Genomic DNA, 14,641 nt, shown 5'->3' with positions numbered 1-14,641 from the left:
GCTAGGTCTAAATATTTACTTCAACTTTTGGGGTACAGGTCATACTTTTGTGGCTTCCTTTTTTATTTTGAAAGAAATATGTAAGAATTTTGTTAACTGCGTTATAATATGAACCAATATCGAATTGGTTATTCCCCGTTAAGATATATGAGGAGGGCTCTATGGAAAATAAGTATACGAATTCTGCAAAGAATGTCTTGGAACTAGCTCAAGACAATGCCAGGTATTTCCAACACCGGGCGGTGGGTACGGAACATTTACTGTTAGCTCTATCTCTCGTTAAAACTGGCGTTGCTGCCAACGTCTTGAATGAATTTCAAGTTACCAACGATAAAATTAAAGAAGAAATTGAACGTTTTACTGGTTATGGAATGGACCAGGAACGTGATGAAAAAGCCTACTTACCTTATTCACCGAAGGCTGCTGCCGTTTTGAAATGGGCAGCAGACCAAGCTGAACTTCTGGGACAAAATGAAGTCGGAACAGAACACATTTTGTTGTCTTTGCTCCAAGACCAAAGCATTTTGTCGTCACGAATTCTCTTGGGCCTTGATGTGAATTTGAAAGATATGAACAAGGCTATCTTACGCCGTCTCGGTGTTACTGATTTGCGTAAGCAAATGAAGCAAAAGAAAACTAAGGAGCAGGGAACACCAACCTTAGATTCTTTGGCTCGGGATTTAACCCAAGTTGCCCGTGATGAACACTTGGATCCTGTTATTGGCCGCGATAAGGAAGTTCGTCGGGTCGTGCAAATCCTATCACGCCGGACAAAGAACAATCCCGTTTTGGTTGGGGAACCAGGAGTTGGGAAGACGGCGATTGCTGAAGGGTTGGCGCAACGAATTGTTCAAGGCCAAGTCCCAGATACCTTAAAGCGCAAGCGCTTGATGGCCTTAGACATGGGGTCATTGGTGGCTGGAACGAAGTACCGCGGTGAATTTGAAAGCCGTTTGAAACAAATTATTGAAGAAATTGAGGCCGATGGCCAAGTAATTCTTTTTGTTGATGAATTGCATACTTTGGTTGGTGCCGGTGGTGCTGAGGGAGCAATTGATGCTGCTAATATCCTAAAGCCCGCCTTAGCCCGTGGTGAGTTGCAGATGCTTGGGGCAACAACCTTTGACGAGTACCAACAATATATTGAAGCAGATGCTGCCTTAGAACGACGGTTTGCCCAAGTGACAATTAATGAACCATCCGTCGACCAGGCAATTATGATTTTAAATGGGATTCGGCCAAAGTTTGAAGAATTCCATCAGGTGGATATCGAACCGGCGGCAGTTGAAGCAGCCGTTAATTTGTCATCACGGTACATCACCGGGCGGTTCTTGCCCGATAAGGCCATCGATTTGATGGACGAAGCTGCTGCCAAGGTTCGGATTGATGATGTTGATAAGTCAACGCCATTGCACCGAGATCGAGTGGCACTCGCAAATATTCAAGCCCAGAAGGATGCGGCGATTGCGGCTATGGACTTTGAAGAAGCAGCTGATTTGCGGTTGAAGGAAATGGCTTTGCGCAAAAAGATTGACCGAGCCGTGCTCCGCCAAGAAAAGAAGCAAGCCAAAGACCAGTCCTTTGGTTTGAAAGTCACAGCCGCTAACATTGCCCAAGTGATTTCACAACAAACCGGGGTGCCTTTAACTCAGGTCGAAAAAACCGAATCCGACCACTTGGTTAATTTGGAAAGTGAGCTTGGTAAGCGAGTGATTGGACAAAAGAAGGCGGTTTCAGCCGTTTCGCGGGCTATTCGCAGGTCACGGTCAGGTTTGGCCGATCCAAGCCGGCCAATTGGAACCTTCCTCTTCTTAGGTCCAACCGGGGTAGGAAAGACCGAATTGGCTAAGGCCTTGTCAGAAATCATGTTTGGTTCAGAAGACAACATGATTCGCGTTGACATGTCCGAGTACCAAGAACGATACTCAGCCTCTCGATTGATTGGTTCGGCACCTGGTTACGTTGGTTATGACCAGGGTGGTCAGTTGACGGAACAAGTTCGTAACCATCCTTACTCGATTATTTTATTGGATGAAGTTGAAAAGGCTCACCCCGACATCTTTAATTTGATGTTGCAAGTCTTTGATGACGGGTTCTTGACGGATGCTAAGGGCCGGAAGGTTAACTTCCGCAATACCGTTATCATCATGACGTCAAACCTTGGCGCAACTCGCTTGCGTGATGAAAAGACCATGGGCTTTGGTAATTTTGATTTGAAAAATGATGATGCCGCGGTTGAGGCTAAGATTCGTGAAACGGTTAAGGAAACTTTCCGTCCTGAATTCATCAATCGAATCGACGAAGTCCTTGTCTTTGATGCTTTGAGTCAAGATGAAGTTCGTCAAATTGTTCGCTTGATGACCAAGTCGTTGCTTGAGCGGGTTGCTGAACAGGGGGTTAAGGTCAAGATGACCACGGCAGCCCTTGATGCGATTGCGGCAACTGGTTATGACCGTGAATACGGTGCCCGACCATTGCGTCGTGTTATCCAAACAGAAGTGGAAGACAAGTTGTCTGAAGCCTTGTTAGATGGCCAAATTAGCACGGAAGACGTGGTGACGATTGGTGCCCAACAGGGTTAAATTAAGCTGAAAATTAAAAAAGCTAACGAGGCTGCTGTGGCAGCTGGCGTTGATGAAGATTAATAATTAAGGTCGTCGGAATGGTTCCGATGACCTTTTTTAATGGGTCAGGATTAGTAGTAGGACAAAGGCTAGGGTTAAAAACGGAATGAAGGGTGCTTGCCGGCGAGTGGAGACCAAGAGGTAAACCAACGTTGAAAGGCAGGCGACGATAATGAAAAGGGCGAAGTTGGCTGAGTCAAAAATTAAACAAGCTATTAAAATCACGGGGACGTCTCCCCACCCTAAGAGCTTGGTTACAGATAAAAGAGTCACTAATATTAAGACAGTAACCATACAAATGATGTCGTTGCTTGATGGTTCCTTTAGCAGAAATAAGAAGCCTGCCCAAATCCAAGCTGGAAAAACAGTGCAGGTCATTGTTGCCCAGTCTTCCAGGGCTAAAAAGACCAGGAGGTAAAAGGTAACAACCATTGTCCAGGAACCAGTAACCAAGACAAATAAACCGATGAGAGGGATCACCCCCTCAACTAGTAAGAGTCGTTTCCAAGTTGCGTAGGGAGCCTGACAAGACCGACAATGGCCCCTGAGAATGAAGGCGGAAACGAGGGGGATGAGGTCATACCACGACAGGACATGGTGACAAGCAAGGCAATACGACCGTTGTGTCCAGAGAGGGCGGTCGGCAATTGACCGGTCGGCCAAACAAGTTACCCAAGAGGCGATGACTAAATTGATGAGATATAGTAAAATTGTATTCATGGGTTATTAGACGCTGTAAGGCGATAAAAATAACGAAAAACGTTCGAAAATAGTTGGGGAAAACTCTTGACTTTGGGCTCAAACCTGATATTATATTCAACGTGCTTTTAAGTCATTTGTCCTTCTGCGCGGCGAAAACCCGCAAAAGGGCAGTGTAAAGGCAAGTCTAAGCAGGACTTCCAGGAGCACTTTTGTTTATTGGCAAAAATGATACACCTGGAACTGTGGAAAAAACAAAGAATTAAGGAGAATAGTAGGATGCCTACAATTAACCAATTGGTTCGTAAGTCACGTAAGTCTCAAGCGACTAAGTCAAAGTCACCAGCCTTGAACTTCGGCTACAACTCAATGAAGAAGAAGGCAACAAACAATGTTGCCCCACAAAAGCGTGGAGTTGCTACTCGTGTCGGAACTTTGACACCAAAGAAGCCTAACTCTGCCTTGCGTAAGTACGCTCGTGTACGTTTGTCAAACTTGTATGAAGTTACTGCCTATATCCCTGGTATTGGTCACAACTTGCAAGAACACTCAGTTGTTTTGATCCGTGGTGGTCGTGTTAAGGATTTGCCTGGTGTGCGTTATCACGTTATCCGTGGTGCCTTGGATACAGCGGGTGTTGACGGTCGGATGACTTCTCGTTCTAAGTATGGAACGAAAGCTCCTAAGAAGTAAAGCGGAAAGGAAAACTCATGCCACGTAAAGGTTATACAAAGCGTCAGGAAGTTTTACCTGACCCAATTTACAATTCAAAGTTAGTTTCTCGTTTGATCAACAAGTTGATGGTCGACGGAAAGCGCGGAACTGCATCAACTATCTTGTATGCAGCTTTTGATCGCATTAAGGAAACTACTGGTAACGAACCATTGGAAGTTTTCGAACAAGCAATGGAAAACATCATGCCAGTATTGGAAGTTAAGGCCCGCCGTGTTGGTGGATCTAACTACCAGGTTCCAATCGAAGTACGCCCTGATCGTCGTACTACATTGGGATTGCGTTGGTTGGTAAACTACTCACGTTTGCGCAACGAACATACAATGGAAGAACGTTTGGCTAAGGAAATTATTGACGCAGCCAACGAAAACGGTGCTTCAGTTAAGAAGCGCGAAGATACACACAAGATGGCAGAAGCCAACCGTGCCTTCGCTCACTACCGTTGGTAAGCTTTGTAGCAGCTGGCTTTGGCCAACTACTACGAGCCTGCTAACAGGCTCATAATTTTGCAAAAAGCGGACAAATTATTGGTCGCTTTTTGTTGCAAACAGGATAAAAATTAGGAGATTATAATGGCAAAGCGTGAATACCCGCTTGATCATACTCGTAATATTGGTATCATGGCCCACATCGATGCCGGTAAGACGACGACAACAGAACGAATCTTGTACTATACAGGTAAGATTCACAAAATTGGTGAAACACACGATGGTGCTTCACAAATGGATTTCATGGAACAAGAAAAGGAACGTGGAATCACGATCCAATCTGCCGCTACAACTGCTGTTTGGCGCGGATTCTTCGACCAATACGAAAAGAACCCATACCGTGTTAACATCATCGATACACCAGGTCACGTTGATTTCACTATCGAAGTTGAACGTGCCTTGCGTGTTTTGGATGGTGCCGTAGCCGTTTTGGATGGTGCTGCTGGTGTTGAACCACAGACTGAAACTGTTTGGCGACAAGCTACTACTTATAACGTTCCCCGGATTGTTTTCGTTAACAAGATGGACAAGTTGGGTGCTGACTTTGAAATGTCAGTTGACTCAATGCACGAACGTTTGCAAGTTAACGCAGAAGCTATCCAGTGGCCAATCGGTGCCGAAGATAACTTCGAAGCTGTTATTGATTTGATCACTGAAGAAGCTTACTACCCAACTGATGACTTGGGTTCAACTTGGGAACCACGCGAAATCCCAGCTGACTACCAAGACTTAGTTAAGGCAAAGCGCGAAACTTTGGTTGAAGCGGTTGCTGATGTCGACGAAGAATTGATGGAAAAGTACCTTGAAGGTGAAGAAATTTCTATCGATGAATTGAAGGCAGCTATCCGTCGTGCAACATTGGCTTTGGAATTCTATCCTGTATTGGCTGGTTCAGCCTACAAGGATAAGGGTGTTCAAATGATGTTGGATGCCGTTGTTGACTACTTGCCAGGTCCTCTAGAAGTTCGCCCTTACGTGGCAACTGACCCTAAGACTGATGAAGAAGTTGACTTGATCGCCGATGATGACAAGCCTTTCGCGGCTTTGGCATTTAAGATCATGACTGATCCATTCGTTGGTCGTTTGACATTTATGCGTGTGTATACTGGTACTTTGCAAGCCGGTTCATATGTACAAAACACTTCTTCAGATACTCGTGAACGTGTTGGTCGTTTGCTCCAAATGCACGCCACTTCACGTACTGAAATCGAAGAAGTCTTCTCTGGTGATATCGCTGCTGCGATCGGTTTGAAGAACACTACTACTGGTGACTCTTTGACTGCTACTGATCACCAATTGATCTTGGAATCAATGGAATTCCCTGATCCCGTGATCGAATTGGCTATCGAACCAAAGACAAAGGCTGACCAAGATAAGTTGGCTACTGCTTTGCAAAAGTTGGCTGAAGAAGATCCTTCATTCCGTGCGACAACTAACCAGGAAACTGGTGACACTTTGATCGCTGGAATGGGAGAATTGCAGTTGGATATCATGGTTGACCGTATGCGCCGTGAATTCAACGTTGAAGCAACTGTTGGTGCCCCTCAAGTTGCTTACCGTGAAGCCTTTACTAAGACTGTTCAAGCGCGTGGATTCTTCAAGCGTCAGTCTGGTGGTAAGGGACAATATGGTGATGTTTGGGTTGAATTTAGTCCAAACGAAGAAGGAGCAGGCTTCGAATTCGAAGACGCCATCGTTGGTGGTGTTGTTCCTCGTGAATACATCCCTTCAGTTGAAGCAGGTTTGAAGGATGCATTGAACGCTGGTCCTTTGGCTGGCTTCCCATTGGTTGACTTGAAGGCCAAGTTGTACGATGGATCATATCACGATGTCGATTCTTCTGAAGCTGCCTTTAAGATTGCCGCTTCATTGGCATTGAAGGAAGCTGCTAAGACTGCCGGCGCAGTTATCTTGGAACCAATCATGGCTGTTGATATCGTTGTCCCTGAAGACAACCTTGGAGATGTTATGGGACACGTTTCAGCTCGTCGTGGTTTGATTGAAGGGCAAGAAGCCCGTGGACCTGTTTTGGCTGTTAAGGCACAAGTGCCTTTGTCAGAAATGTTTGGTTATGCAACTACTTTGCGTTCAGCAACGCAAGGTCGTGGAACTTTCCAAATGGTCTTCGATCATTACCAAGCTGTTCCTAAGAACGTTCAAGAAGAAATCATTAAAGCACAAGGTAAGGAAGCTTAATTGCTTCTTTCACTCATTGTCTGAAAACCAGGTTGCTTATGCGACCTGGTTTTTTGTTCCCTTAATTTTTGAAAATATTTGGTCGGATATTGCACTTTGTTGTAGAATGGTGACAATATCGATTGGAGATGTCATATGGTCGAAACACAACCCATTTTGGAATTTTCCCAAGTTGCCCTGTCATTCGGGGAGACTGAGGTTTTAAAACAAATTGACCTGGCTTTAGAGCCTGGTAAATTTTATACGCTCCTAGGACCCTCTGGTTCTGGTAAATCAACGATTTTAAAATTAATTTCCGGGCAGTTGCACGCTGATTCTGGTCAGATTTTCTTTGAAGGCCAAGTGATTAACGATGTACCGGCCGAAAAACGCCGGGTCAATACTGTCTTCCAAAACTATTCATTGTTTCCGAACATGAATGTTTTTGATAACGTGGCCTTTGGTCCGCGATTGAAGAAGTTGCCTGCCGGTGAAATCGAAACTAAGGTCAAGGAAATGCTGGCCTTGGTGAAGTTGGCCGGCTACGAAAACCGTGAAATTAGTGAATTGTCCGGTGGCCAGCAACAACGAGTGGCCATCGCCCGTGCTTTGGCCAATGACCCGGAAGTTCTTCTCCTGGATGAGCCGCTTTCGGCCTTGGACTACAAACTGCGCAAGGACCTCCAACAGGAATTGCGCCGAATTCAAAAACGCCTTGATATTACCTTTGTTTTTGTGACCCACGACCAGGAAGAGGCCCTGGCGATGTCCGATTGGATTTTTGTTATGAACGATGGGCTCATTCAACAAAATGGGACGCCAGAAGACATCTATGATGAACCAATCAACCATTTTGTTGCCGACTTTATTGGCGAAACCAACATTGTGCCAGGGATTATGAAAGAGGACTACCTGGTTCATTTTGTCGGGAAAGACTTCGAAAACGTCGATGCCGGGATGCGCCCCAATGAGCGGGTCGAAGTCGTTCTCCGGCCGGAAGACTTGGACCTAACGGACCCTGAAAATGGGAAGTTAGTCGTAACGATTAAAGACCAGTCCTTCCGTGGTGACTACTATGAAATCACGGCCATGGATGATGATTTGAATACCTGGCAGGTTCAGGCGACTAACCCAGCTGAAGTCGGTGCCCGAGTTGGCTTAACTTTTGATCCTGAAGATATCCACATCATGCGCTACAACGAAAGTGAAGAAGCATTCGATGCCCGGTTGGAATCTTATGATGAAGAAGAAGCTGAGGCAGCTCTCCAAGCGGCACGAGACGATGAAACTGGTCGAGAGGAGCAAGGCCAATGACCATGTCCTTTAAAAAACAAAAAAAGGGTTTTACATCCTTTTATATGGGCATTTACGGCCTCTGGCTCCTAGCCTTTGTGATTGCGCCGTTGCTTTTGCTGCTCTTTAAGTCTTTGCAGACCCAGGGCGGCCACTTTACTCTGGCTAACTATCAGACCTTCTTTACATCTGGCCCTTATCTGGCAATGACCTTTAACTCGATTTGGTATGCCTTCTTAATCACCTTGATTACGCTGGTTTTTGCCTATCCGACCGCCTATTTTCTGACTACTTTGAAAAATAAACAATTCTGGCTTTTGATGGTCATCCTGCCAACCTGGATTAACCTGCTCTTGAAGACCTACGCCTTTATCGGTTTGCTAGGTCAAGGTGGGTTAGTGAACTCATCTTTGACGGGCTTGGGTTTCCACCCAGTTCAGTTGCTCTTTACGGATTGGTCCTTCCTGCTGGTTGCGGCCTATGTCGAATTGCCCTTTATGATTTTGCCCATTTTTAACGCCTTGAACGAAATCGACCCACTGCTAACGGCTGCGAGCCAAGACCTCGGGGCCAATAATTGGCAAACCTTGCGCAAGGTCATCTGGCCACTATCAATGCCTGGGGTAAAAGCCGGTATTCAAGCAGTCTTTATCCCCAGCCTGTCACTCTTCATGATTACCCGTTTGATTGGTGGTAACCGGGTGATTACCCTGGGAACTGCCATTGAAGAGCACTTCTTAGTGACGCAAAACTGGGCCTTTGGTTCAACAATTGGGGTCATCTTAATTGTGGCCATGGTGATAACCATGCTTTTGACCCAGGATAAGCAGAAGGGAGGCCGGTCATGAAAAAAATGCGGACACCGTACTTAATTTTTATGTTCTTGGTCCTCTCCCTGCCGATCTTGTACTTGGTCTTTTATTCCTTTAATGCGGGAACAACCATGCAGGGTTTTGCCGGCTTTTCTTTTAAGCACTACAGCGAGCTTTGGCAGGACACCCGGTTAATCGATATTGTCTTGGAAACGGGGATTGTCGCCTTACTATCATCCTTGCTAGCAACCATTATTGGGACGCTCGGGGCTTTGGCTATCTTCCGGGTCCACCGGCGGACGATTAAGGGCGTCTTGTTATCTTTGAATAACGTCTTGCTGGTTTCACCGGATGTTATTATCGGGGCGGCCTTCTTGATTCTCTTTACAACCTTGAAGTTGTCGCTCGGCTTTATGACTGTCTTGCTGTCACACATTGCCTTTTCAATCCCGATTGTCGTCTTGATGGTCTTGCCTAGGTTAAAGGAAATGAACCCTGATTTGGTCCTGGCGGCTCAAGACTTAGGGGCTCGGCCAACCCAGGTCTTGGGGCAGGTCACCATCCCGGTGATTACGCCGGGAATCGTTGCTGGCTTCTTTATGGCCTTGACCTACTCCTTGGATGACTTTGCTGTCACCTTCTTTGTGACGGGGAATGGCTTTTCAACCTTGGCGGTCGAGATTTATTCCCGGGCCCGTCAAGGAGTTTCCTTGGAAATTAACGCCTTGTCGACTTTGATTTTCCTACTATCGCTAGCGATTGCCCTGGCTTACTACTTTATTAATAAGGTTGGTAAGCGGGCCAAGACGCCTGAGCTCAAGGAGAAGGTCAAATGAAAAAAATTCTATTAAGTATTTTGGCCATCCTGGTTGCTGTCGTCGGTTTAGTTGCAACTAAAGCTGTCTTTGACAATAGTCGCAAGGACGAGGTCACGGGTAAGAAGGTTTTGAACTTCTATAACTGGGGTGATTATATCGACCCGGCCCTCTTGACCAAGTTCACTAAGGAAACTGGTTATAAGGTGAATTACCAGACCTTTGACTCGAATGAAGCGATGTATACCAAGATTAAGCAGGGTGGGACCAACTATGATTTGACGGTTCCTTCTGACTACATGGTGGATAAGATGTCGAGTGAGGGGTTGTTAGCTCCATTGGATAAGTCCAAATTAACGGGGATGAGCAATATCGACTCTCGGTTCATGAACCAAAGCTTTGATAAGGGTAACAAGTATTCTGTCCCTTACTTCTGGGGAACGCTTGGTATTCTCTACAATAAGAAGAAGGTCAGCCCTGACCAGATTGATAGCTGGTCGAAGTTATGGTCACCGCAGTTCAAACGGCAGATTATGCTGGTTGACTCAGCCCGGGATATTTTGGGGATGACGTTGATTTCCCAAGGGAAGTCCGTCAATGACCAAAATGTGGCTGACTTGGCGGCGGCTCAGGGAAAGCTTTCGACCTTGATGCCAAACGTTAAGGCGATTGTTGCCGATGAGTTGAAGATTTATATGGCCCAGGGCGAGGCCAGCATCGGGGTCACGTATTCCGGTGAAGCGGCCCAGGCGATGGCACAAAACTCGGACTTGGCTTACTTGGTACCCAAGGACGGATCAAATGAATGGTTCGATAATTTGGTCATCCCAAAGAACGCTAAGCACAAGGATGCGGCCTATGCCCTGATTAATTTCTTAAACAAGCCGGAGAACGCCAAGCAAAACGCGGAGTACGTTGGCTATGCCACGGCGAACAAGGGGGCCTATGCGCTCCTACCAGCTGATGAGAAGTCTGACCCGGCCTTTTATCCATCGGCGAAGACTTTGGATAGTCTCCAAGTCTACAAGACTTTTAACCAGGAATGGACCCAACGGTATAACGATGCCTTCTTGGAGTTTAAGATTTCACGATAGAGGATCCTGGTGGATTAAATCCGCTTGGGGATGTTTTGTCGGTCATTAGTTCAATTGAAGAAGACTGTTGAAGCGATTTGGCTTTAACGGTCTTTTTTATCTTCGGTCAATCTTCATTTGTTACTATATAGAAGAACAAATAACAGAATAAATCATGTAATCGAGAAAAGTTTGAATAATCCTGGCAAAATAGGCTATAACTTTTGAAGGGTTCTGACCTAGGGTGAAATGAAAATTCTTTTCGAAAAAAGGTGAAAAGGCCTTGCTATATCAGGGTTTAGCTGTTATTATATTCAAGTACGCCTTTTGGGGTTGCCGATGCAATACCCGCAAAAAGACTGGTGTATCAACGTTTAGCGATGATGATTAAGGTTGCGACACGCGCGGCCGCGTTGCCATGGGCGCGCAAACACTGCAAGGTGTTGTCGGTTTTTGATCGGAGTTAGCTGATTTACAAAATCAACGAGGAGGCACAAAATGGCACAAAAGAAGATCCGTATCCGCTTGAAGGCATACGAACACCGTATCTTGGACCAATCAGCAGACAAGATTGTTGAAACAGCAAAGCGGACTGGCGCAGAAATCGCCGGTCCTATCCCTTTGCCTACTGAACGGACATTGTACACGGTGCTTAGTTCACCCCACAAGTACAAGGATGCTCGTGAACAGTTCGAAATGCGAACTCACAAGCGGTTGGTCGACATTGTGAACCCTACTGACAAGACAGTTGACGCATTGCGTAAGCTTGAATTGCCAGCAGGTGTTGCAATCGAAATCAAGCTCTAATTAAGTACCACTCCGCTAAAAATAGTTTAGCGATGAAATGAAGGAGATTAGTCATGACTAAAGGTATCTTAGGCCGTAAAGTCGGTATGACTCAGGTTTTTACTGAATCTGGTGAATTGATCGCCGTGACTGCTGTTGAAGCTACTCCAAACGTTGTTTTGCAAGTTAAGACGCAAGCAACTGATGGATACAACGCTTTGCAGTTAGGTTACCAAGACAAGCGCGAGATTTTGTCAAACAAACCTGAACAAGGCCACGTTGCAAAAGCCAACACAGCCCCTAAGCGCTACATTCGTGAAGTCCGTGATGCGGAAGGCGAATATGGCGTTGGGGATGCAATTGCTGTTGACACTTTCCAAGCCGGTGAATATGTTGATGTTACCGGTGTTACAAAGGGACACGGTTTCCAAGGTGCTATCAAGCGCTTGGGACAATCACGTGGACCAATGAGTCACGGTTCTCGTTACCACCGTCGCCCAGGTTCAATGGGTGCCGTTATCAACCGGGTATTCAAGGGTAAGCTCTTGCCTGGTCGTATGGGTAACCAGAAGCGTACGATGCAAAACATTGCAATCGTACACGTTGATGTTGAAAACAACTTGTTGTTGTTGAAGGGAAACGTTCCTGGAGCCAACAAGTCACTTTTGACAATCAAGTCAACTGTTAAGACAAATGCTAAGCACCCTGAAATCAAGATGGCCGGCGCAAAGCCAGCTGCTGATGCTCAGGCTGAAGAACAAGCTTAAAAATTCATAGAAAGGAGAACAATCAATCATGACAAAAGTTGCTGTATTAAAGCAAGATGGTTCAAAGGCTGCTGATTTAGACTTAAACGAAGCAGTTTTCGCCATCGAACCTAACAACGCTGTGGTTACTGAAGCTGTTTTGATGCAACGCGCATCACTACGTCAAGGTACTCACGCCGTTAAGAACCGTTCCGCTGTTGCTGGTGGTGGTCGTAAGCCATGGAAGCAAAAGGGAACTGGTCGCGCTCGTCAAGGTTCTATCCGCTCACCTCAATGGCGTGGTGGAGGAATCGTGTTCGGTCCAACCCCACGTTCATACTCATACCGTATCAACAAGAAGGCCTATGCATTGGCCTTGAAGTCAGCTTTGTCACAAAAGTTGGCCGACAACAAGTTGGTCGTTGTAGATGCTTTGGCATTTGATGAAGCTAAGACAAAGAACTTCAAGCAAGTTCTTGCTAACTTGGCTGTTGATTCAAAGGCCTTGGTAATCGTTGATGAAGGTAACCAAAATGCCTTGTTGTCAGCTCGTAACTTGGAAAACGTTCAAGTTATGACTACAAACGGTATCAACGTCTTAGACGTTGTTAACGCTGACAAGTTGGTGGTTGTTCAAGCAGCGATCGAAGAAATCCAAGGAGGTCTCGCCTAATGGATGCACGCGATATTATCCGCCGCCCAATCATTACCGAAGCTTCAATGGCGCAAACAGAAATGAAGCGTTATGTCTTTGAAGTGGATGTTCGGGCTACTAAGCCAGAAATCAAGCGAGCAATCGAAGAAGTCTTCGACGTTCAAGTTGCTCGTTTGAACACCGCCAATGTGCGCGGTAAGAAGAAGCGTCAAGGTCGTTATGTTGGATTCACTCGTAAGATGAAGAAGGCTATCGTTACTTTGAAGGCTGACTCAAAAGATATTCAAATCTTTAACGAAGGTTAATTTTAAAATAGGAGGAAAAGACATTGGCTATCAAGAAGTATAAGCCAACCTCTAACGGACGTCGTAACATGACGACTTCTGATTTCGCAGAAATCACAAAGACGACGCCCGAAAAGAGTTTGTTGGCCAAGAAGTCACGTACTGGTGCCCGTAACGCATCAGGCCGCATGACAGTTCGCCACAAGGCTGGTGGACACAAGCAAGCCTACCGGATTATCGACTTTAAGCGTATTAAGGACGAAAAGTTCGCTACGGTTAAGGCTATCGAATACGATCCAAATCGTACTGCTAACATTGCTTTGCTCGTCTATGAAGACGGTATCAAGGCATATATCTTGGCGCCTAAGGGACTTAAGGTTGGAGATAAGGTTCAATCTGGTCCTGATGCCGACATCAAGGTCGGTAATGCCTTGCCATTGACAAACATTCCTGAAGGTACTTTGATTCACAACATCGAATTGAAGAACGGTAAGGGTGGACAATTGGCTCGTTCCGCTGGAGCATCAGCTCAGATTTTGGGACGTGATGGTAAGTACACTATCGTTCGTTTGACTTCAGGTGAAGTACGTTTGGTTTTGAGCACTAACCGCGCCACTGTTGGTGAAGTTGGTAACTCAGAACATTCATTGATCAACTGGGGTAAGGCCGGACGTAACCGTTGGCGTGGAAAGCGTCCTCACGTTCGTGGTTCTGTAATGAACCCTAACGATCACCCACACGGTGGTGGTGAAGGAAAGGCCCCTGTTGGTCGTCCAAGTCCACTTTCTCCATGGGGTAAGAAGACTGCTGGTAAGAAGACTCGCGATAAGAAGAAGAACTCTACAAAGTTCATCGTTCGCGGTCGGAAGAGTAAGTAAGGGAAGGAGATAACTAATGGCTCGTAGTTTGAAAAAGGGACCATTTGCGGACCCACACTTGCTTAAGAAGATTGAGGCCCAAGCGGACCAAGAAAAGAAGTCAGTGATCAAGACTTGGTCACGACGTTCAACAATTTTCCCAAGTTTTATCGGATTTACAATTGCTGTCTATGATGGACGCAAGCACGTTCCTGTTTATGTCCAAGACGACATGGTTGGTCACAAGTTAGGTGAATTTGTTCCAACACGTACGTTCAAGGGTCACAAGAGCGACGATAAGAAGACGAAGTAAGGAGGAAATGAAAAATGGCTGAACAAGTAACATCAGCTCGGGCGACTGCCAAGATCGTTCGCGTTGCCCCTCGTAAGGCGCGCCTAGTTCTTGACACGATTCGTCGGAAGAATGTCAACGAAGCATTCGCAATTTTGAAGTTCCTACCTAATACTTCTACTGAAGATATTTATAAGGTTTTGAACTCAGCAGTTGCAAACGCTGAAAACAACTTTTCACTTGACCGTGAAGATTTGATCGTTAAGGAAGCTTTTGCTGACGAAGGACCAACGCTTAAGCGTTTCCGTCC

At 45.9% G+C, this 14,641-nt stretch carries 15 protein-coding genes and 1 pseudogene; 15 read left to right on the top strand and 1 reads right to left on the bottom strand.

Translation table 11 applies throughout. From position 1 onward, the window contains the following. Positions 1-161: 161 nt before the first annotated feature. Positions 162-2,582, top strand: a complete 2,421-nt coding sequence (locus AOQ29_RS04500) for an ATP-dependent Clp protease ATP-binding subunit (RefSeq protein ID WP_061993331.1) — start codon at positions 162-164, stop codon at positions 2,580-2,582. Between the two features lie 99 nt (positions 2,583-2,681). Here AOQ29_RS04500 and AOQ29_RS08400 read toward each other — a convergent pair whose 3' ends face one another. Continuing rightward, on the bottom strand, positions 2,682-3,344 hold the full coding sequence (locus AOQ29_RS08400; protein WP_083989292.1) for a prepilin peptidase: 663 nt from the start codon (positions 3,342-3,344) through the stop codon (positions 2,682-2,684). A gap of 258 nt (positions 3,345-3,602) precedes the next feature. Between AOQ29_RS08400 and rpsL the strand changes: the two genes are divergently transcribed. The 14 genes and pseudogenes from rpsL to rplV all read left to right on the top strand — a co-directional run. Next, on the top strand, positions 3,603-4,016 hold the full coding sequence (gene rpsL / locus AOQ29_RS04490; RefSeq protein ID WP_047975034.1) for a 30S ribosomal protein S12: 414 nt from the start codon (positions 3,603-3,605) through the stop codon (positions 4,014-4,016). Positions 4,017-4,033: 17 nt separating this feature from the next. After that, a complete protein-coding gene (gene rpsG, locus AOQ29_RS04485; protein ID WP_061993329.1) occupies positions 4,034-4,504 on the top strand; it encodes a 30S ribosomal protein S7 in 471 nt (156 codons plus the stop codon). 123 nt (positions 4,505-4,627) lie between these two features. Continuing rightward, complete coding sequence (gene fusA, locus AOQ29_RS04480; RefSeq protein ID WP_061993328.1) at positions 4,628-6,739, top strand: elongation factor G; 2,112 nt, start codon at positions 4,628-4,630, stop codon at positions 6,737-6,739. A 135-nt stretch (positions 6,740-6,874) separates the two neighbouring features. After that, complete coding sequence (locus tag AOQ29_RS04475; RefSeq protein ID WP_061993327.1) at positions 6,875-8,032, top strand: ABC transporter ATP-binding protein; 1,158 nt, start codon at positions 6,875-6,877, stop codon at positions 8,030-8,032. A 2-nt stretch (positions 8,033-8,034) separates the two neighbouring features. Beyond that, positions 8,035-8,859 carry an ABC transporter permease gene (locus tag AOQ29_RS04470; protein WP_158530750.1) on the top strand — a complete coding sequence of 275 codons (825 nt, stop codon included), beginning with the start codon at positions 8,035-8,037 and terminating at the stop codon, positions 8,857-8,859. Then, on the top strand, positions 8,856-9,659 hold the full coding sequence (locus AOQ29_RS04465) for an ABC transporter permease (protein ID WP_061993325.1): 804 nt from the start codon (positions 8,856-8,858) through the stop codon (positions 9,657-9,659). Before AOQ29_RS04470 ends, AOQ29_RS04465 begins: the two co-directional genes overlap by 4 nt. Further along, complete coding sequence (locus AOQ29_RS04460; RefSeq protein ID WP_061993324.1) at positions 9,656-10,732, top strand: ABC transporter substrate-binding protein; 1,077 nt, start codon at positions 9,656-9,658, stop codon at positions 10,730-10,732. The genes AOQ29_RS04465 and AOQ29_RS04460 overlap by 4 nt, the downstream gene beginning before the upstream one ends. Positions 10,733-11,209: 477 nt before the next feature. Beyond that, on the top strand, positions 11,210-11,518 hold the full coding sequence (gene rpsJ, locus AOQ29_RS04455) for a 30S ribosomal protein S10 (RefSeq protein WP_047975027.1): 309 nt from the start codon (positions 11,210-11,212) through the stop codon (positions 11,516-11,518). A gap of 53 nt (positions 11,519-11,571) precedes the next feature. Then, positions 11,572-12,264 carry a 50S ribosomal protein L3 gene (gene rplC, locus AOQ29_RS04450; protein WP_061993323.1) on the top strand — a complete coding sequence of 231 codons (693 nt, stop codon included), beginning with the start codon at positions 11,572-11,574 and terminating at the stop codon, positions 12,262-12,264. 28 nt (positions 12,265-12,292) lie between these two features. Beyond that, the gene (gene rplD, locus AOQ29_RS04445) at positions 12,293-12,916 is read left to right on the top strand and encodes a 50S ribosomal protein L4 (protein ID WP_061993322.1); all 624 of its coding nucleotides are present in this window, start codon (positions 12,293-12,295) and stop codon (positions 12,914-12,916) included. Then, complete coding sequence (rplW, locus tag AOQ29_RS04440; protein ID WP_061993321.1) at positions 12,916-13,203, top strand: 50S ribosomal protein L23; 288 nt, start codon at positions 12,916-12,918, stop codon at positions 13,201-13,203. The genes rplD and rplW overlap by 1 nt, the downstream gene beginning before the upstream one ends. A gap of 23 nt (positions 13,204-13,226) precedes the next feature. After that, positions 13,227-14,060 (top strand): 50S ribosomal protein L2, encoded by an 834-nt coding sequence (gene rplB / locus AOQ29_RS04435; protein ID WP_061993320.1) that lies wholly within the window; start codon positions 13,227-13,229, stop codon positions 14,058-14,060. A gap of 16 nt (positions 14,061-14,076) precedes the next feature. Next, positions 14,077-14,352, top strand: coding sequence for a 30S ribosomal protein S19 (gene rpsS / locus AOQ29_RS04430; protein ID WP_061993319.1), 276 nt, complete (start codon positions 14,077-14,079; stop codon positions 14,350-14,352). 14 nt (positions 14,353-14,366) lie between these two features. Then, positions 14,367-14,641: pseudogene (gene rplV, locus AOQ29_RS04425) on the top strand (50S ribosomal protein L22); the annotation flags it as partial.

The sequence above is a fragment of the Fructobacillus ficulneus genome, from assembly GCF_001047075.2.
Classification (GTDB): domain Bacteria; phylum Bacillota; class Bacilli; order Lactobacillales; family Lactobacillaceae; genus Fructobacillus; species Fructobacillus ficulneus.
This window is presented reverse-complemented; position numbering and strand designations above follow the sequence as displayed.

Coding starts and splice junctions, on each gene's coding strand:
- rplC (WP_061993323.1), top strand. CDS start 11,572: ATGACTAAAGGTATCTTAGGCCGTAAAGTCGGTATGACTCAGGTTTTT.
- rplD (WP_061993322.1), top strand. CDS start 12,293: ATGACAAAAGTTGCTGTATTAAAGCAAGATGGTTCAAAGGCTGCTGAT.
- AOQ29_RS04465 (WP_061993325.1), top strand. CDS start 8,856: ATGAAAAAAATGCGGACACCGTACTTAATTTTTATGTTCTTGGTCCTC.
- rpsJ (WP_047975027.1), top strand. CDS start 11,210: ATGGCACAAAAGAAGATCCGTATCCGCTTGAAGGCATACGAACACCGT.
- rpsS (WP_061993319.1), top strand. CDS start 14,077: ATGGCTCGTAGTTTGAAAAAGGGACCATTTGCGGACCCACACTTGCTT.
- AOQ29_RS04460 (WP_061993324.1), top strand. CDS start 9,656: ATGAAAAAAATTCTATTAAGTATTTTGGCCATCCTGGTTGCTGTCGTC.
- AOQ29_RS04475 (WP_061993327.1), top strand. CDS start 6,875: ATGGTCGAAACACAACCCATTTTGGAATTTTCCCAAGTTGCCCTGTCA.
- AOQ29_RS04470 (WP_158530750.1), top strand. CDS start 8,035: ATGTCCTTTAAAAAACAAAAAAAGGGTTTTACATCCTTTTATATGGGC.
- AOQ29_RS04500 (WP_061993331.1), top strand. CDS start 162: ATGGAAAATAAGTATACGAATTCTGCAAAGAATGTCTTGGAACTAGCT.
- AOQ29_RS08400 (WP_083989292.1), bottom strand. CDS start 3,344: ATGAATACAATTTTACTATATCTCATCAATTTAGTCATCGCCTCTTGG.
- fusA (WP_061993328.1), top strand. CDS start 4,628: ATGGCAAAGCGTGAATACCCGCTTGATCATACTCGTAATATTGGTATC.
- rpsG (WP_061993329.1), top strand. CDS start 4,034: ATGCCACGTAAAGGTTATACAAAGCGTCAGGAAGTTTTACCTGACCCA.
- rpsL (WP_047975034.1), top strand. CDS start 3,603: ATGCCTACAATTAACCAATTGGTTCGTAAGTCACGTAAGTCTCAAGCG.
- rplW (WP_061993321.1), top strand. CDS start 12,916: ATGGATGCACGCGATATTATCCGCCGCCCAATCATTACCGAAGCTTCA.